We start from the raw sequence: 19,187 nt of genomic DNA, 5'->3' as shown, positions 1-19,187 counted from the left end.
CCTGATTCAGAGTGCGTGTAGGCGTTCTGCCAGGCCGCCGGAGTGGATGAGTGACCGCAAGATGTAGTGGTTGAGGTTGCGGAAGCCCAGGGCGATGCCACGCAGGTGTTCCAGGCGGCCGTTGATCGCTTCAACGGGCCCGTTGGAGGCGCCGGTGTCGAAGTAGGCCAGGATCTCGGCACGTCGGGCCCACAACGAGCGGCCGAGCTGGGCGAGTTCGAGCAGACCGGCCGGCAGGCCGGTGTGGATCTTCTTGAGGACCTTGTACATCAAGACCTTCCCGTCCCGCTTGCGTTCCTGGTCGTAGGCCTCGATCAACTGTTGGTAGATCGCGTAGCTGATCGCGACGGCGAGATGGTCCTCGTGGGCTTCCAGACCCGAGCGCAGCCGGGTCTTCTGCTTGTCGGTGAGTAACCCGATGCGGGTCAGCAGGGTGCGGCGGATACCGAACAGCGGATCCCCGGACCGACCCCGGTGCCCGCACGTATCCTGTTGCACGCGTTGACGACACAACGTCAGCTTCTGCGCTGCCAAATGGATCACGTGGAACGGATCCATCACCGGCCGCGCCTTCTCGAGCGCTTCGGCGGTGGCGGTGCGATACCCAGTGAACCCATCCATCGCCACCACCCGGATGCGGTCACGAAACGACTGATCGCGGGCACCGAGCCAGTCGGCAAGGGCGGCCTTGGATCGGCCGGCGACCATGTCCAACAACCTGGCTGGGCCAGTCCCGTCCACGACCGGGGTGAGGTCGACCAACACGGTCACGAAACTCGAATTACCCGTGCCGCGAACATGTTTCCACTTGTGCTCGTCGACCGCGAGAACTCGGACACCAGCCAGACGGGCCGGCGCCGAGGCCAGGGTGTGGGCCGCATCCAGGGCCAGGGTGTTGACGGTGTTCCAACTCAACCCGACCGAGGCCGCGACCGCCGACACGCTCATCTTGTCGACAATCATTCGCCGCATGATCCAAGCAGTGGTGCGGCGGGTGACCTGGGCTCGCGGAGCCACGATCGAGCTGATGTCGGCCCGAAACACCGACGTGGCGCACCCAGCGTTGGTGCAGGCGTAACGCGGCACCTTCACGTGCAGACGAGTCGGATGCCCGACGATCGGCAGATCCGCGACCTCCCGATCCACATGGTCACGCAGCCGACCGGCCTGCCCGCACCTGGGACACCCATCCTGAGGGGCCAGGACCTGGCAGAACACGTGGGTGCGGTCCTCGCCGTCGAGGGCTGCGTCGGTGATCGTCACCCCGAGCTCGATGGTGCGGCAGATGGTGTCGGCAATAGCGCTACGCTGCAACGTGGGTCCTGTTGGTGTCCGGGTGGGTGTGTGAGAGCTTTCATCCTCACACCGCAGGACCCGCCTAAATCTCCAGGCTCACCGCCCACACCCCGCGATCTTGCTCACCCCTACATCTTGTGGTGGCAAGAACCTGTTCCACGCACCGTCAATCAGGAAGAGCCGACAAACTCTTCGCGATCATCACCGACACCGCCCCGCCGGTCGGGCGGGTCCTCGGCCCGGTCGAGGAGACCGTGGCGTCGGCGATCCGTGCGGTCGTCGGTGAGGACGCCGGTCCTCTCGGCGCTGGCACGAACTTCTTCGCTGCCGGAGGCACCTCGCTCTCGGCGGCACGCCTGGCCGCCACCCTCGCCGGGATGGGCTACCGGGCGGAGGTGGCCGACGTCTTCGAGAATCCGACCGTCGCCGAACTGGCGGCGCGGATCGCCGCTCCGAGAACCTCGCCCGTTCCGTCGCGTGCGTCCCTCCTTGCCGATGATGTCGGCATCCCTGCGGATCTGCCGCTCACACCGGAACAGATGGACGTGTGGTTGCGGTGGCGGACCGAGCCCGAGTTCACCGGCTACCTCCTGCCGGTGGCCTGGCCGATCGACGCGAGCCCCGTCGACGCGCGACGCGCGGTTGCCGCGATTGTGGCGCGACACGACGCCCTGTGCACCGTATTCCCTTTGCGAGAAGGGGTCCCGGTGCAACATCGATGGGACGACGCCAGGGTGCTCGACCATCTGGAACGGGAACTCGGACCCGACGCCCGCCCGAGGCCGGACGTGACTTCCGTTCTCGCCTCGATGGCCACGCCGATCGACCTCGCCACCTCGCTTCCGTGGCGCGTACGGATCGTCGAGATCGACGGCACCACCTGGCTTCTCGGGGTGATCCACCACATCGCCGCCGACGGAGAATCCTTCGCGATCCTGGCCGGTGAACTCGACACGGCCCTCGCCGGTGCGACGTTGCCCACGAGCGGAACCGACTATCGGCGGTACTCCATGTGGCGCGCCGAGACGCTCGACGCGAGGCGCGCGGAACTCACCGCGTTCTGGCGGGACGCGTTCAACCAACCGCTCGAACAGCTGCGCCTACCCGAGATGAACCTGCAGGCGGAATCCGTTGCCCCCGCGGGGGAGACGATCGTGCACCGTGTGCAGGGCCGCCTCGATTCGGCCGTCACCGCATCGCTCGACGCGCTGACCGTGGCACGGTCGACGACACCGTTCATCGCCACCCACACCGCGCTGGCCGCGGTCCTGTCGACACAGTCGGGTGCCGGGGTGGTCACCGTCGGCACCGCGCTGTCCGGCCGTCTCGACCCCGGCCTCGTCGGTGTGCCCGGTTTGTTCGCGCGTGCGGTGCCGCTCCACACGCCCATCGACCCGGAACTCTCCTTCGCCGATCTGCTGGCTCGAGTGACCTCGGTGGACCTGGGCGCCCTCGCCCACGCCGACCTGCCCCCTCACCGAGATCGCCGACATCGCCGACCCCGGTCGTGCCGGTGCCGGAACCCCGTTGTTCGAGGTGTCCTTCGGCGCGGTGCCGGATGCGATCGTCGAATGGGCGGAAACCGAGTCCCCGCCCGGAGGCGCGGCGTCGGGCGTCCTGGGTATACCGCTCTTCGGCATCGACGTCTCGATGTACCGGCACGACGGTGCACTCCACGTGACGATGTCCTGCACCGACGCGGTCGCCACCGCGGACCGCCTGAAAGCGCTGTGCGACCTCGTCGTCGACACCCTGCGACGCGGCGTGCTGGCCCCCGACGAGCCGGTTCTCACCCTGATGAGCCCGGCGGACGAAGAGGTGATCAGCCCGGAGTTCGAACCGGAGACCTTCGACGCGCTGTTCACCTCATACGACGCCGCAACCTCGCCTGATGCTGCGATCGTCGACTTTCGCCACCGCGTACCGGGATTCGGGACCGAGGTCTCCGCGGACGACGTCGACCGACTGTCGACCCACCTGGCCCGCGTTCTGACAGCCCGCGGTGTCGGTGCGGGCGACGTCGTTGTCGAACTGCTCCCGAGGTCGGTGTTCGGGGTGATCGCGACCGCCGCGATCGCCCGCGCGGGTGCGGCTTTCGTCAACATCGACCCCGCCGACCCGGCCGAACGACGGAAACTCATCCTCGACCGATGCCGACCGGCGCTCGTGCTCTCTCTCGGCGACACCGGCCCGGCTGGCATCGGCACAGGGGGCATCGGCACCGGGGGAATGGATGTCGAGGTGCTCGCTCTCGACGAGGTGTTCGCCGAGCTGCCCGCAGTGGTACCGCCCTTCGACGACACGGAACGAGTACGGGCGGTGACGCCGGACGACGTCGCCTACATCACCTTCACCTCCGGGACGACCGGCGTGCCGAAGGGCGTCGCGGTCACGCACCGTGGTCTCGCCGGGTGGGCCCGCGACACCGCCCGACGGTTGGACCTGACCTCCGGCGACCGTGTACTGCACACGTACGCAACCGGTTTCGACGCCCACCTGATGGGTGTTCTGCCGCCGCGGATCGCCGGCGCGACGATGATCATGTGCCCGCCGGATGTCATCGCGTCCGACGAACTCGCCGACCTCGTCGCAGACTCTGGGGTGACCGTTCTGCTCACTACCCCCTCGGTGCTGGCCACCCTGCGACCCGACGACCTGCCGCACGTCCGGCACGTCGCCGTGGGCGGCGAACCGCTCGGTGCGGGTCTCGTCCGCGAGTGGACCCGCACCGCGACGATCAGCAACGAATACGGTCCGACCGAGGCGACCGTCGCGGTCAGCAGTGCGCGCTACACCGGTCCCATCAGAGGCGCGGTGCACATCGGGCGCCCGCTCGACGGTGTGACCATGCACGTCCTCGACGCGAGGCTGCGTCCTGTTCCGGACCACACCGTGGGGGAGCTCTATCTCTCCGGGAACTGTCTGGCGCGTGGATATCTCGGCGACCCACGCACGACCGCGACCGCCTTCGTCGCCGGTCCGCACGGGGAGCGGATGTACCGCACCGGGGATCTGGTCCACCGGCGCGGCGACGGCACCTTCGTGATCCACGGCCGGACCGACGACCAGGTCAAGATCCGCGGTGTGCGCCTCGAACCCGGCGAGATCGATGCGGCGCTGTCCCGGCTGCCCGGCATCGCCGCCTCCGTCACCGCGGCGCGTGCCACCGCAGCAGGCGAGAAGGTGCTGGTCTCCTGGGTGATCGGCGAGCCCGGTGTCGAGATCCGCACCGACAACCTGGCACCGCAACTGGCACATGTGCTGCCGCGCAACATGATCCCCGGAGTGTTCGTCGAGGTCGACGACCTGCCGATCGGACGCAACGGCAAGATCGACGTGACCTCCCTGCCCGCACCGGACTTCGGCGCGACCGGTGTCCGTGGTCCGGCGACGGCCGGTCGCGCCCCGGCGGGGGAGACGGAACTGCTCATCGCGTCGGTGTGGGCGGAGGTCCTCGACCGCCCGGTCGAGAGCTTCGACGCCGATTCGGACTTCTTCGCCGATGGTGGCACCTCGCTGTCGGCAACACAGGTCACCTCGAGGCTCTCCGCGTCCACCGGTGTCTACGTCGCGGCCCGTCTGCTGTTCGAGTCGCGGACGCTCGGCGAGCTGGCTCGCCGCATCGACGACCTGATCTCACCGACCTCCGAACCCGTTGCGGCACTGTCGCCGGCGCCGGCGCCGGCGCGACTCCCTGTTCCCGATCCGTTGCCACTGGCATATCCGCAGCGGCGCATGTGGATTCACCATCACGTCGACCCGACATCGACCGCATACCACGTTCCCGTGGTGATGCGGATCCGCGGTCGCGTCGACCTCGCCCGACTGCGCAAGGCCGTCGACGAGGTCGTGGGTGCGCACCCCGTGCTCCGCACGGTGTACCCGGATTCGCCGGCCGGACCGATCCAGCGACGGATCGAACACCGAAGCCCTGTGCTGGCACACCATCTCGTGGAGGTCGGCGACGAGGACGTCGAGACCGTGGTCCGACGGCAGGTGACGGAGTACCTGCGCACACCGTTCGACCTCGAGAACGAGCCCGGATTCCGCGCGGCCGTCTTCGAGGTGGAGACGTCTGACGACGCCACCGACGACACCGACCTCTACCTCGCGGCGGTCCTCCACCACATCGCCATCGACGGTTGGTCCATCCGTGTGCTGCTCGCCGACCTGATGCGCGCCTACGACGGCGAGCGACTGACGGTGGCCGCCGACGAGGCGTTCACCTACGCCGACTTCACCCAGTGGCAGATCGAACGCCTCGGAGACGCCGCCGATCACGACAGCCTCTTCGCGCACCAGATCCGTTACTGGACAGATACTCTCGCCGATGCGCCGGAACCGCTCCGGCTGCCCGGTCATCGCGACCCCGGCGCCGCGGGTGTCACCGGTCGTATCGGTGCCTCCGTGCCGGCCCCCGCGATCCATCAGACCGCGAAGGCGTTGTCGGCCACGGTCTTCCAGGTCGCGCACGCAGCTCTCTCGGCGACCCTCGGTCAGCTGACCGGACAGTGGGATGTCCTGGTCGGCGTGCCGGTGCACGGACGCTCCGCCCCCGAATGGGAGTCGGTCGTGGGCATGTTCGTCAACACCGCCGCGCTGCGCACCCGACTCCGCCCGGACACCCCGGTTCGCGAAGCGGTGGAACAGGTCCGCGACGTCGCACTCGCAGCGCTGGCGCACAGCGACATCCCCTACGAGGACGTCGTACAGGCGGTCCGGCCCGCGGCCCGGCACGGCGGCGATCCGCTGATCTCGGTGCTGCTCGTGAGCCAGGAGGTCGTCCCGCAGGCCTCCGGCGAGGTCCCTCTGGCAGGCGCAATGGCCTCGCTGGTCACCGAGGCGACATCGACCGTCGACGCGAAGTACGACATCGAAGTGGTCCTCGCCGAGAGCGACGACGAACTGCATGTCACCCTGGTGCACTCCGCGCAGGTCCCGGACGAGGTGGCCCGGCTGCTGCTCGACGACTACACCACCCTGCTGCTCGGTGTGGGCGACGTCGGGCAGCCGTTCCCGGTCGTGGCCTCGACCGTGGATGCCCCCGAGATCCCCACGCGCGATTCCGGCGAATCCGCCCGGTACGAGCGAGAACTCGCCGATCCGGAGCTCGTCGCGCAGGTTCGCGCGATCATGGCCGAGGTGCTCGAGGTCTCGGTGGACGCGATTGCGGAATCCGCCGACTTCTTCGCTCTCGGCGGCACCTCGCTGTCGGCCACCAGGGTGACCTCGGCCCTGGGCCGCCACCTCGGTGTCCGGGTGCCGACGCGGGTGCTGTTCGAGCACCCGACACCCGCCGGCCTCGCCGTCGCGGTTCCCACGCCGACCGTCGACGCCGTGCAAGACCTCGCCGATTCTCGTGCGGTCGACGATCCGGACGACCGGGTCACGGAGATCCCACTCGCACCGACGCAACGCCGCATGTGGGTGGGCGCGCAGATGTTGGGCCAGGTCCCGATCTACTCGGTTCCCGTCGTCGTCGGTGTCCCGCCCGGACTCACGACGGCCGAGGTGATCGCCGCACTGGACGCCCTCGTCGACCGGCACACCGCGCTGCGCACCCGCTACCTGGCCACGCCCGACGGTCCGCGGCAGCGAGTCGTCGACGGATGGCGGCCGCCGGTACGGCACCTCGACTCGACCGCGCTCACCGGCACGGCCATCGCCGATGAGTTCTCCACTCCCTTCGATCTCGCCGGGGAACCACCCGTGCGAAGCTGGCTGCTGACGGAGAACGGCGTCGACACCGCCCCGGTCGCGGCGGTCCTCGTCGCCCACCACATCGCGATGGACGGCGAATCCGCAGCCATCGTCGAACGGGAACTCGCCGCACTCCTGGCCGGGGAGTCCCTGGCCCGGGAACCGGTCGGCTTCGACGTCCTCGCGCGCCGGATGGTCGCCGAGGAGCAGAGCTCACGCGCCGAACTGCACGACTACTGGCGGCAGGCCCTCGATGGTTACCGCGGGGAACTCGACCTCGCCGACCACCGTCCGCCCGACCGCGATCTCCGTACCTCGGTGATCGAGTTCCCGATCGACGAGGCCGTCGCCCGGTCCATCTCGACGGCCGCCCGCCGCGCACAGGCCAGCGACTTCCATCTCCTGCACGCCGCGACCGCACTAGCCCTCGCGGCGCAGGCGGGCGTCGACGACATCGCCGTGGCGACCCCGGCCTCGATGCGCCGCGACGCGGACAGTGCGGGCACGGTCGGCATGCTGATCTCGACGGTGGTCCTGCGTACGCGACTGACCGCCGGGATGACGGTCGGCGGCCTCATCGAGACCGTCCGCGACACGGACCTCGCCGCTCTCGACCACGCGGCGATCGCCTTCGACGACGTCGTCGCACTCGTCGATCCGCCGCGCATCCCCGGACGTCACCCGCTCGTCCAGGTCGCCTTCTCGGTGGTCGACTCCACCGGCGACGCGCCAGGTCCCGTCACCGCGGACGCACCGCGTACCGCGATGGATTCGCACAGCGAGTTCGACGTGCACATCGTCGCGGTCCGGTCCGAGGGCAACTGGCGGCTGCAGCTCCATCACGCGCGGGATCTGTTCGACGAGAGCGTGATCCGCGGACTGGGTGAGCGTCTGGTGGCGGCCCTCGCCGCGGTGACCGGCGACCCCGCACGTCGGATCGCCGCCGTCGAACCCCTCACCGCGGCCGAACGCGAATTCCTCAGCGGCCGTGCGCATGCCGCCGTGCCGACCGGGACCGAACCACTGCTCGCCGACCTGTTCACCGGGACGGTGGCCACGCACGGCGATCGGCCGGCGATCACCGACGGCACGCGATCCCTCACCTACCGCGAACTCGACGCCTGGGTGTCGGAGACGGCGCGTGCCCTTCGTGCGCGCGGCCTCGACGCGGGCGACGCGGTTGCGGTGGTCGTCCCACGCTCCATCGAATCGGTGGTCGCCATCTGGGCGGTGAGCCGCATCGGCGGGGTGTGCGTCCCCGTCGACGTCACCTACCCGGCGGCGCGCATCGAGCACGTGGTCGCCGGAGCACGGGCGACGGCGATCGGTCCGGAGGACATCCCCACGCAACCGGTCGAACCCGTCGCCTCGGAGCCGGTTGCACGTGTCTCACCGGACTCCCTGGCGTATGTCATCACGACATCGGGCACCACGGGCACCCCCAACATCGTCGGCGTCACCCATCGCGGCGTGCATCGTGTCGCCGGGCTCGGCGACGTGGAATCCGGCGACCGGGTGGGGATGGCGATCAGCCCTGGATTCGACGCGACGTTCCACGACCTGCTGCTGCCGCTGGCCTCGGGCGCGACGCTCGTCGTCGTCCCGCCGGAGATCGTCGGGGGACGGGACCTCGCCGGCTTCCTCGACCGCACCCGGGTCAGCGTGTTCACCGCGACCCCGTCGGTGATGCGGACCATGCAGCCGGAATCGATCTCCTCGTTGCGACTGGTCTACATCGGCGGCGAGGCGCTGCCGGCCGACCTCGCGTCGGCGTGGGCGGAGTGGGCGCAGGTCCGCAACATCTACGGTCCCACCGAGACGACGGTGACGGTGTCCACCAGCGCCTACCGTCCGGGCGAGCCCGTGCGGCTGGGGCATCCGCGGCCTGGGATCGGGGCCGAGGTCCTCGACACCCGACTGCGGCACGTACCGCCCGGCGTGGTGGGCGAACTCTACGTCAGCGGAACCGGCGTCGCCCGTGGATATCTCGGCGACCAGCCACTGACCGCCGCGACCTTCGTGGCCGGGAGTGACGGGCGTCGACGCTACCGGACGGGCGACCTCGTGCGATGGGATCGCGAGACCGGCGAGCTGATCTACGTGGGCCGCGCGGACCGTCAGATGAAGATCCGCGGACAACGCGTCGAACCCGCCGAGATCGACGCCGTTCTCCTGCGCGCCGGAGCCGATCGCTCGGTGACCGTGCTCCGGCCCGGGCCGGCCGGGCCGGCGCTCGTCTCCTATGTGGTCTCGCCGGTGTCCGTCGACCACCTCGCCGACGTTTGCCGCGCCCAGCTGCCGCGGCACATGGTGCCCGCCCGGATCGTCGAACTGGCCGAACTGCCGCTGAGTGGCGCGGGCAAGATCGACCAGCGACGACTCCCCGAGCCGACCTGGTCGGAATCGACCCGAGAACCCGAGACCCGCACGGAGACAACCGTTCGCGACGCCTTCCGGACGGTCCTCGGCGAACAGGGCGTCGGCATGGACGACGACTTCTTCGCACTGGGTGGCAACTCCCTGGCCCTGGTACAGCTGCGCGACGAACTCACCCGACGCACCTCCGTCACCGTGGACGTCGCAGACCTCTTCACCCACCGCACGCCGGCCGAGGTGGCCCGCGTCGTCGACGCCGCGTCCGCGGGGGAGGGTACCGGCGTCGACCACCGCGTCGTGCCGCTGTCGCGGACGGATGGCACCGAACCGGGCGTTCCGGAGTCCGGGGCCCCGACGATCTGGTGCGTGCACACCGCCACCGGGATCGTCGAACCGTTCCGGGCCTTCGGCGCGTCACTGGATTCGACTGCCGCATATGGTCTCCAGCTGCCCGAACTCGTCGTCGCCGACCGTGACCTGCCCGCAAGCCTCCCCGAGATCGCGGCCCTGCACGTCGCGGCGGTTCGCAGCCGCCAGCCGTCCGGGCCCTACCGTCTCGTCGGCTGGTCGCTCGGTGGTGTCATCGCGCACGAGATGAGCCGGCAACTCATCGAGGCCGGCGAGAAGGTCGACGTGCTGATGGTGCTCGACTCCCGACCTCCCGGCGACCTGCACGAGGGGGCCGACGAGGAGCTGCTCGGCGAGGATCATCCGCTCCGAGCCGCGGCCGAGCGCCACGACCCGCAGGCACTACGACGGTTCGAGGATCGCTCCCGGACCCTCGCCGCCGCGGTGCGGTCCTACGAACTTCGTCCGGTGCCCGTGGGTAAGGTCATCTACGTTGCCGCCGAGGACAATCCGGACACCGAGAGCTGGGCACGGGCCGTCCGGCCCGATACCGGAACCGGGGCTCCGGCGGTGGAAGTGATCCCCGCCGGAGTGGCACACGCGCAATTGGGCGACCCCGACGTGATGCGTCGGCTGGCCAGGAGAATCGAGGAGGAATGGTGACCGGATCCGAGCGGGACGAGGCATCGACAGGACTGTCGATCCTGTTCGTCTGCACCGGCAACATCTGCCGCTCGCCGATCGGCGAACGCGTGCTGACCGGTCTGGCCGACCGCATGCGGGCCGACGGGAGGGAACTCGCCGTCACCTCGAGCAGTGCCGGTACCGGTGCGCTCAACGGGCAGCCGATCCACCCGCATTCGGCCGCGGTCCTCGCCGACCACGGTTACGACGCATCGGGTTTCGAATCCCGATACCTACGTCCGCCCATGCTGACGCAGGCCGACCTCGTGCTGTGCATGAGCCGCGAGCACCGTGCGGCCGCCCAGCAGATGGCGCCCGCCCGCTGGAAGCGCGTGTTCACCCTCACCGAGTTCGCCTCCCTCGCGGAGACCGGTCCCCAGGCGGAGAACGGCACCCTCGCCGCGATCATGGGCGGGCGGGGACGCATCGATCCCAACTCGCCGCTCCTCGACATCGTCGACCCGATGGGCCGTCCGCGTGAGGACTTCGACCGCGTGTTCGGCGAGATCGAGCCGAAGGTCGAGACCGTGGCGAAGTGGCTGGCGGCACAACACCTCACCGAGACGACAGGGGAGACCCGATGATCCGCCGTATCGCCGGAAACCGGGCGGTCCAGGTTCTCGCCCTGATCGTGGTGCTCCTCGCCGCGGTCGTCGTCTGGCTCGCGTACTCGGCACTGAAGGTGAAGGGCGACCTCGAGTCGGTCCGATCCGACGCCTCGCAGGCCCGGACCCTGATGCTCGACGGCGATCAGGCCGGCGCCTCGCAGGCCGCCGCTGCGGCCGCCGACAGCGCCCAGGCCGCCTCCGACCGGTCCCACGGCATCGTGTGGTCGGCGGTGGCCGCGCTCCCGGGAATCGGATCGCCGCTGAAGTCGGTGCAGCAGATGAGCGACGCCGTCGAGGCGCTGTCCGCCGACGTACTCCTCCCGGCCGCGGATCTCGCGGGCGTGCTGAACCCGGATCAGCTCCGGACCGGGAACACGGTGAATCTCAAACTGTTACGCGAGGCGCAGCCCGACCTCGCCAAGGTCGCCGAACGCTCGACCGAGGTGGCCGACGAGGTCGCGTCGATCAACCCGAGCTGGCTCGGCGTCGTCGCCGATGCGAGAACCCAACTCGCCGAACAGGTCGATGCGGCCGAGTCCACCCTGGTCGCCACCGACATCGCCGCCCAGTTGATCCCGCCGATGCTGGGCTCCTCGGGGCCGCGCAACTACTTCATGGCCTTCCAGACACCGTCGGAGTCCCGCGGAACCGGCGGGCTCGTCGGCGGTTTCGGGCTGCTCAACGCGACCGGCGGACGGGTGACGGTTCCCGAACTGGGTGCCAACTCGGAGTTCCGCGACCCGGCGACACCGAAGATCAACCTGGGCCCCGAGTACGACGCGATCTACTCGTATTACAAGCCCTACACCGACTTCCGGAACGGGAACCTCAGCGCTCATTTCCCCGATGCGGCGAAGATCTGGCTGGCCAACTGGCGGGCCCAGACCGGCCAGAAGCTCGACGGTGCCATCGCCCTCGACCCGATCGCGCTGAAGTACATCCTCGAGGTCGTCGGACCGGTGACGTTGCCCGGCGGGGAGAAGATCACCGCCGACAACGTCGTACCCATCACGCTGTCGACCTCGTACCAGCGGTTCGCCGACGACAACGAGGCCCGAAAGGCGTACCTGCAGTCCATCTCCCAGGCTGTGGTGAAGAAATTGATCAGCTCGGGCGGGAGCACCCGGGACCTGCTCGAGGCGCTCGGACGCGGCGTCCACGAGCGCCGGATCATGGTCTACAGCACCACGCCCGCCGAACAGGAGATCCTCGAGACCACCAAGCTCGGGCATCAGATCTCCGACACCGACTCGCCGTACCTGCAGGTGGCGATCGGCAATGCGTCGGGCAGCAAGCTCGACTACTACCTCCGTCGCGAGATCGACTACACCTCAGGCGATTGCAGCGGCGACACCCGAGAGAGCACGATCACGGTCACGCTGACCAACACCCTCGACGAGACCGCCGGACTCACCGACTACGTCGCCGGTGGCCTCGGCACCGAACTGGCCGTGGACAAGGGCACGAACCTCGCCAACGTGGAGTTCCTCGCCACCAAGGGTGCGGTGCTCAAGGAGATGACCCTCGGCGACGCCGGTGCCTTCTACGTCGAACAGACCCTGCACGGGCGGCCCTACTACTCGACCCGGGTCGGTATCGCCCCGGGACAGAGCACCACGATCACGTTGAAGATCGACGAGCCGACCGCGGCGACGGGCGAAGCCGAGGTTCCGGTGCAGCCGTTGGTCGACGACCCCACCGTCACGGTCGACGTGCCCGCCTGCGGGCCGCGGGAGTGACCGTGCCCGCGTGCGGGCCGCGGGAGTGACCGTGCCCGCCTGCGGGCCGCGTCAGTAGTAGTACGGGTAGTCGTCCCAGCGCGGATCGCGCTTCTCCAGGAACGCATCCCGGCCCTCGACGGCCTCGTCGGTCATGTAGGCCAGGCGGGTCGCCTCCCCGGCGAACACCTGCTGACCCATGAGGCCGTCGTCGGTGAGGTTGAAGGCGAACTTCAGCATGCGCTGTGCGGTGGGCGATTTGCCGTTGATCTTGCGGGCCCACTCGATGGCGGTGTTCTCCAGCTCGGCGTGCGGGGCGACGCGATTGACCGCGCCCATGCGGTGCATGGTCTCCGCGTCGTAGGCCTCGCCGAGGAAGAAGATCTCGCGGGCGAACTTCTGGCCGACCTGCTTGGCGAGGTAGGCGCTGCCGTAGCCGGCGTCGAAGGAGCCCACATCGGCGTCGGTCTGCTTGAACCGGGCGTGCTCGGCGGAGGCCAGGGTCAGGTCGCACACCACGTGCAGTGAGTGGCCGCCGCCGGCCGCCCATCCGTTGACCACCGCGATGACCACCTTGGGCATGGTGCGGATGAGTCGCTGGACCTCGAGGATGTGGAGTCGTCCGCCCTCGGCCTTGACCCGGGCCTCGTCGACGGAGTCGGCGCCCGCGGCCACGACGTCGGTGTCGTGACTGGTCGCATACTGGTACCCGGAACGGCCGCGGATTCGCTGGTCGCCGCCGCTGCAGAAGGCCCACCCGCCGTCCTTGGGGCTCGGGCCGTTGCCGGTCAGGAGGATCGTGCCGACATCGGGGGAGCGGCGGGCGTGGTCGAGCACCCGATAGAGCTCGTCGACGGTGTGCGGGCGGAAGGCGTTGCGGACCTCCGGACGGTCGAAGGCCACCCGCACGATGCCGTTCTCGCGACCCTCACCTGCATGCCGGTGGTAGGTGATGTCGGTGAGGTCGGTGAACCCGGGCACCGGGGTCCACTGGGCTGGATCGAACGGCTGGTCGGCGGTCTTGGTGTCGTCGGTCGCGCTCATGCGCTCAGAGTAGTGATCACAGACGGCCGGGCTCACGGCGGTCCGCCGGGTGCGCGGGCGTCCGAAGTGGATCAAAGGTCCTGATGAGTCGGTTTCCGCGCGAACCGTATACGATGCGGGGTTTTCAGCTAATTCCCAGTTCGCAGTGCTTACATGTACCCATGGACACCTGGGGGTGGATTGTCGTCGGAGTGGCCGGCTGGTGCGTACTTGCCGCGGTGGTCGCGGTGATCGTGGGGCGGGCGGTACGGCTTCGAGACGAGAAGGAGCGCGGGCCGCGTGGAGTCCCCGACTTCGTCCCCGGTACGTCACAGGGGTTCGTGCGCCACGGTGTGTGCGTCGACCTCGACTCGCACCGTCGTTCTGACCGGCACCGTCCGGGTGGCCAGGGGGAGCACCAGTCCGGCTCGTGAATCGGTCTTCTTATACGGTTGACCGGTGAGTGAAGCGAACGACCGTGCTGTAGAGATCGTCGAGGAAGACCCGCACGAGGGTGGTTTCCGGCCCCATGCGGCCATCACCACCGAGCGCGGCGGCCCGCGGTACGGCGAGTTCAGCGAACAGGTCCGTCTGCTGATGGACAACGCGCGCTACGCCTGCCCCGATGACGAGCTCGTCGACGAACTCATCGAGCACCTCAGCGCGGTCAACGAGCGCCTGGCCAAGGTTCGCATCGACGAATGGCATTCGCCTGCCGGTACCCGCGTCGACCTGCCGTCCCGCGGCAACATCACCCTCCCGCCCTACGAGGTCGTCGAGGCCTCCGAAGACGGAGTCGTCGCCGAACTGGTCTTCCGCGACTTCCATCTCGGCGGCAACGCCGCTGCACACGGCGGACATGTCGCCGTCGCCTTCGACGACCTCGGTGGTTACGCCTCGGCCGTGGCGATCCAGCACGTCAGCCGCACCGCCTACCTGAACGTGCAGTACCGCTCGATCACCCCGCTGAACACCCCGCTGCGGGTGCGCGCCTGGGCGGACAGGATCGAGGGCCGCAAGGTCTTCATCAAGGGCACCATGCACGACGGTGACCGGTTGTGCGCCGAGATGGACGCCCTGTTCATCAAACTCAAGCCCGGCCAGGCCTAGCCGGGCAGGTCGGGTCGGCGGTCGGCGCCTCAGGCGTCGAGTCGTCGGCTGCGCACCGTCGGCGACGCCGACCTCGACACCCGGAGCACGATGGTGACGGCCTCGTCGTCGGCGACCGGACACAGCTCGTCCATCTCACGACGTAGACCGGCGAGAACGTCGCCGTGGTTGCTCGACAGAGAGCGAGCCGTCGCGTCGTCGAGGGCATAGAGGAACGCAGGGGTCACGGGGTGTACGGCGTAGCCGAGTTGTTCGGCGGCCGCCCACAGTTGTTCGACGACGAGGCCGGCCCGCAGGTAGTCCGCCGGTGTTCGTCCACGCTGGACCAGGAGCAGGATTCCCGACGCCGAGGTGACCCGTGCCGCCGCGTCGGCACCCAGTGCGGCACCCCCGCCCCACTCGTCGAGCAGGGACATCACATCGGCGCGGCGGAGCACGTCGAGCATCCCGGCCATGGCCGGCGGCAGGTCGAGGGAGGCGATGTCGATCCCGGCGCCGTCCGCGGGGTCGGCGGTGAGTTCGGCGAACATCTCGCGGTGCAGCTCCGGAGTCAGGAAGCGCACCCGGTCGGAGCGGTCGGCGATCGAGGCGAAGGTCGTGATCCGCGCACGGTCGGTGAGCGGTACGAGCCGGGTGATCTCGGTGTCGGCCACGTCGGCGAGACGGATCAGATCGTCGTCGTCCAGCGGTGAACCGTTTCCCGGTCCACGCCGGGTCCCCCGCGCCAGCAGGGTGCGGAGTTCGCGCTCGTACTCGGGTGCGTGCACGCCCGCACCGAGGCCCTTGAGCCGCACCCGTCCGAGGATCGTCCGATCGTCCGCGACGACCTCGAGGTCGTCGAGTACGCCGCGACTCGCCGCGGCCACGCGGGCGTTGTGCAGGGCGGCACCCACCGCGACCGCGGAGGCCCGATGCTCGATGTCGAGCGTCGACGTGCGGGAGCGATCCAGCACGATGGTCACGGAGTCGTCGTCGGCGATGATCTGCCACGGCTGCTGATTGCCCGCCGACGGGGCACGGCTCGCCGCGTACGTGATCAGCTCGAGGTCGGACATCTCCTCGACCGGAAGCTGGTCTGTCGATTCGTCGGCCGTGCCGGCGTTGTCGTGTGCACGGTCGAGGGGATCGGTGAGGCCGTCGAGCCAGGCGTCGCGATCGAAGCGCACGCGTCCCGACGGCAGCGGCCTGCCCTGGACGAGGCGACGGACCGCGGCGGCGACCGTCGCCCCACCGAGGAGGACGTCGCCGGCCAGCTGAGGCCAGGCGGTGACCGAGTGACCGAGCTCGATCGCCGACGCGGCCATCGGCGCGGTGACCCGAGCCGGCTCGAGCACCTTGACGGCCAGCGGCGTCAGATGCGCGCGGTCGAGCCCCACGAGGTCCTCGATGCGGAGGTCGCCCGCGAGGCCGTGGAACAACGGGCGATCCGGCTCGAGGTCGAAGCGCTCCACGTCCAGGGTCCCGCCGTCGCTCGTCTCCATCAGCACCGGGATGCCCAGCTCGCGGCAACGGTGCCGTACCAGCACCTTCACGTCGAAGGAATCGCATTCCTCGACGACGAGATCGAGTCCGTCGAGGAATTCGTCGATGTTCTCCGCGGTGATGCCGTCGGAGAACACCGAAGTCGTCAGATAGGGATCGATTTCAGAAAGCCGACGAGAAGCGACCACGGCTTTGTTCGTCTCAATATCCAGCAATGTCGCCGGAATTCGATTCATATTGGTCAGCTCGAGGTCGTCGAAATCGGCCAGGCGTAATTCGCCGGCCAATCCCTCGAGCGTCAGGGTGAGGGCGATGGCGTGACCCACGCTCAATCCGACGACACCGATGCGTAGTTTCGCCGCGGCATCGAGATCCGCGGCGGTCAGCTTATGCCGGTTGCGGTCCAGGCGAAGACGACGAAAAGACAGTGGACCGGGGATTTTCACCAGGGATTTTCGCCACGGAAAGTATGCGAAACGGGGTTTTTCGGTCAGGAGTGCCGGGTCGACCGGTGGGAGGATCTCGGCGAGTGCGCGGGTGGTCTGCGCCGTCAGGTCGGTCACGTCGAGCGGGCCGTCGTCGAACAGGGAATCAGGGACTTCGGACTCGGAGTACAGGACGGCGGTGGTGGCCGGCACGGAGGGCATACCTCATCGTGGCCTACTCGACCGAGCGTCGCCAACCGGGTCGGCAGGTGCCGAATCCGGGAGGAAACGGCGCTCGTGAGCCTGCATAAAAACGCTCTTGTGGCAACATTACACGCGGGGTCAGGGGAGATCTTGCAACCAATTCCTCCATTTCGGAAGGCGCAATCCTGCGATGAAAACGATGAGAACCGCCGGTGAGGTGGTGCGAACGGGGGTTCTGCGTGGCACCGCCGAGGAAGCCGGGTCGGAGTACACGGTCGTCGCGGCCGCACCCCGCCGTGAGAGCGCATTGTGGGATCGGTATCTGAACGGGGCCGCCGCCGCGTACGAACGGCACGGCTGTGCGGCCGCTCTCGACTACGACGAGGTCGTCTCGGGTGCGGGAACGGCGCTGTTCTTCGCGGTCCTCGACGACACCGACCAGGTCCGGGGTGGCCTACGTGTCCAGCCGAGGTTCGGTGCGGCGGCCCAGTCGCATGCGCTGGTCGAGTGGGCCGGACAGCCCGGTCAGGTGCAGCTGGTGAACGCGATCGAGTCGCGACTGGCCGGCGGGATCGTCGAGGTCAAGACGGCCTGGGTGGACGAGAGCTCGCCGACCGCGCGGTCGGTGGCGGGCCAGCTCTCGCGGCTGGGTCTGGTGATCATGGAGATGTCGGGCACCGACCACATGATGGCGACCGCGGCCGACCATGTGCTGCGGCGCTGGCAGTCGGGCGGTGGGCGCGTCGACGAATCCGTGCCGCCGACCCCGTTCCCCGACGAGCGGTACCGCACGCGCCTCATGTGGTGGGATCGTGCCCGCATCCGCGAACACACCACTCTCGAGACGTGGCGACGGATGCGGATGGAAGCCGACATCCTGCAGGCCGCGGGCGCGGCTCAGCTCCTAGCCCGCGTCTCCATCTCGACGAAGTCCGGGGGACGCTGGTAGAAGACCTCGTACAGGCTCGCCGACGGCGGCGATGCCGGCGGGTCCTCCGCGGCGTGGGCGCTCAGCGTGCCGTCGTTCCACACGATCGGGTCGATCGTGTCGATGACCGTGGTGTCGCGGCCGCTCTCCTTGGCCCGGTAGACGCACTCGTCGGCGCGGCCGAGTAGGTTGCCGATGACGTCGTCGGTCGAGTGGGCGCTGCCGTCCCGCGAGGACACCAGCGGTGCGCAGACACCCCCCACACTGATCGTCACCGGTGCGGTCGCGGCCACGGCGGCACGCAGACGTTCGGCGCTGCGCCAGAGCTCTTCCTTGTCACGGACGACGTGGAAGAGGAGGAACTCCTCGCCGCCATAACGACAGACCTCGGAACCGACCGGTGCTTGTTCGCGGATGGCTGCCGCGGCGGAGAGCAGCACGCCGTCGCCGGCAAGGTGCCCGTACTCGTCGTTGATCCGCTTGAAGTGGTCGACGTCGAGCAGCAGGATGCCGATCCATCCGGTCGAGGATCGCGCGGCCGACAGCAACTGGGATGCCCGGATGAGGAAACCGCGACGGTTGAGCAGGCCGGTCAGCGGGTCGATCCCGCAGAGGCGGGTCTGCTGGTCGAGAACGGCCTCCATCGATTTCCGGAGAGCCACCACGAGGAAGACCGGCACGACGATGATGCCGAACATCGCGCCGAAACTGATCAGGAAGGTGGGCACGGAGTCCGCGAGGATCGCGAGGACCAGCGCTGCGCAGGCGCTGGCGACCGCCAGGTGGGACAGGATGAGCCGCGGCGAGGCGGAGATCGCGCCGATCGCCGGGATGACGGCCACGATGGCCAGCACCAGAGCTGCGGTGAGGGGATCGGCGAGGATCAACGATGTGCCGCCGATGCCCGCGATGCCGAATCCGCCGAGGGCAGCGAACTCCGGGTCGGCCAACCGGCGACGCAGGGCGGTGAAGGCGAAGATCAGGGCGATGAACGACCAGATGGCCATCAGGACGATGATCTTGCCCGGCTTGATGGTGTGGGGCGCGAGGAGAGCGATGAGAGGCAGCGGCAGAACGCCACCGGTGCTGATCAGCGTTGCCATGGAGCGCGCGTCGTAGCGCCGCATCACATTCCTGATCAAGGCCATACGCCGGGACCGCTTTCCGTCGCTATGACCGCGCACGCGGTCACGGATACTCCGAACATGGGATTTGCGAAAACAAAATCGTAACCGGAACGAACGAATCCTTCAGTGGCATCGCACCCAGGAGTTGCGACTACCCT

The 19,187-nt window shown here is 68.9% G+C and carries 11 protein-coding genes; 7 read left to right on the top strand and 4 right to left on the bottom strand.

Features of this window, described 5'->3' with window-relative positions:
* Positions 1–6 precede the first annotated feature (6 nt).
* A complete protein-coding gene (locus C5O27_RS22215; RefSeq protein ID WP_127963701.1) occupies positions 7–1,314 on the bottom strand; it encodes an ISL3 family transposase in 1,308 nt (435 codons plus the stop codon).
* Positions 1,315–1,436: 122 nt separating this feature from the next.
* On the opposite strand from C5O27_RS22215, the gene C5O27_RS23080 reads away from it, so the two are divergent.
* The 4 genes from C5O27_RS23080 to C5O27_RS22200 are packed head-to-tail and all read left to right on the top strand — an operon-like array spanning position 1,437 to position 12,751.
* On the top strand, positions 1,437–3,188 hold the full coding sequence (locus C5O27_RS23080) for a condensation domain-containing protein (RefSeq protein WP_244216557.1): 1,752 nt from the start codon (positions 1,437–1,439) through the stop codon (positions 3,186–3,188).
* Positions 3,094–10,383, top strand: coding sequence for a non-ribosomal peptide synthetase (locus C5O27_RS22210; RefSeq protein ID WP_244216654.1), 7,290 nt, complete (start codon positions 3,094–3,096; stop codon positions 10,381–10,383). Before C5O27_RS23080 ends, C5O27_RS22210 begins: the two co-directional genes overlap by 95 nt.
* A complete protein-coding gene (locus C5O27_RS22205) occupies positions 10,377–10,988 on the top strand; it encodes a low molecular weight protein-tyrosine-phosphatase (RefSeq protein ID WP_127963700.1) in 612 nt (203 codons plus the stop codon). Before C5O27_RS22210 ends, C5O27_RS22205 begins: the two co-directional genes overlap by 7 nt.
* The gene (locus tag C5O27_RS22200) at positions 10,985–12,751 is read left to right on the top strand and encodes a DUF4012 domain-containing protein (protein ID WP_127963699.1); all 1,767 of its coding nucleotides are present in this window, start codon (positions 10,985–10,987) and stop codon (positions 12,749–12,751) included. Before C5O27_RS22205 ends, C5O27_RS22200 begins: the two co-directional genes overlap by 4 nt.
* A 51-nt stretch (positions 12,752–12,802) precedes the next feature.
* Here the strand turns inward: C5O27_RS22200 and C5O27_RS22195 are convergent, their stop codons facing one another.
* Positions 12,803–13,774: a 1,4-dihydroxy-2-naphthoyl-CoA synthase gene (locus tag C5O27_RS22195; protein ID WP_127963698.1), complete on the bottom strand. Its 972-nt coding sequence runs from the start codon at positions 13,772–13,774 to the stop codon at positions 12,803–12,805.
* Positions 13,775–13,935: 161 nt separating this feature from the next.
* Between C5O27_RS22195 and C5O27_RS22190 the strand changes: the two genes are divergently transcribed.
* A complete protein-coding gene (locus C5O27_RS22190) occupies positions 13,936–14,187 on the top strand; it encodes a hypothetical protein (protein ID WP_006865246.1) in 252 nt (83 codons plus the stop codon).
* A 25-nt stretch (positions 14,188–14,212) separates the two neighbouring features.
* Positions 14,213–14,863 (top strand): PaaI family thioesterase, encoded by a 651-nt coding sequence (locus C5O27_RS22185; protein WP_006865245.1) that lies wholly within the window; start codon positions 14,213–14,215, stop codon positions 14,861–14,863.
* Between the two features lie 29 nt (positions 14,864–14,892).
* Here C5O27_RS22185 and C5O27_RS22180 read toward each other — a convergent pair whose 3' ends face one another.
* Positions 14,893–16,992, bottom strand: a complete 2,100-nt coding sequence (locus tag C5O27_RS22180) for an Rv1355c family protein (protein ID WP_127963697.1) — start codon at positions 16,990–16,992, stop codon at positions 14,893–14,895.
* A gap of 172 nt (positions 16,993–17,164) precedes the next feature.
* Here C5O27_RS22180 and C5O27_RS22175 point away from each other — a divergent pair, with 172 nt between their 5' ends.
* Positions 17,165–17,923: a hypothetical protein gene (locus C5O27_RS22175; RefSeq protein ID WP_127963696.1), complete on the top strand. Its 759-nt coding sequence runs from the start codon at positions 17,165–17,167 to the stop codon at positions 17,921–17,923.
* Here C5O27_RS22175 and C5O27_RS22170 read toward each other — a convergent pair.
* Complete coding sequence (locus C5O27_RS22170) at positions 17,872–19,050, bottom strand: GGDEF domain-containing protein (RefSeq protein WP_244216556.1); 1,179 nt, start codon at positions 19,048–19,050, stop codon at positions 17,872–17,874. The two genes, C5O27_RS22175 and C5O27_RS22170, sit on opposite strands and share 52 nt — an antisense overlap.
* Positions 19,051–19,187: the final 137 nt, after the last annotated feature.

Origin of the sequence: Gordonia alkanivorans (assembly GCF_004011905.1) — a bacterium.
Lineage (GTDB): Bacteria > Actinomycetota > Actinomycetes > Mycobacteriales > Mycobacteriaceae > Gordonia > Gordonia alkanivorans.
The sequence above is the reverse complement of the archived record's forward strand: the minus strand, read 5'-3'. Positions and strand labels throughout refer to the sequence as shown.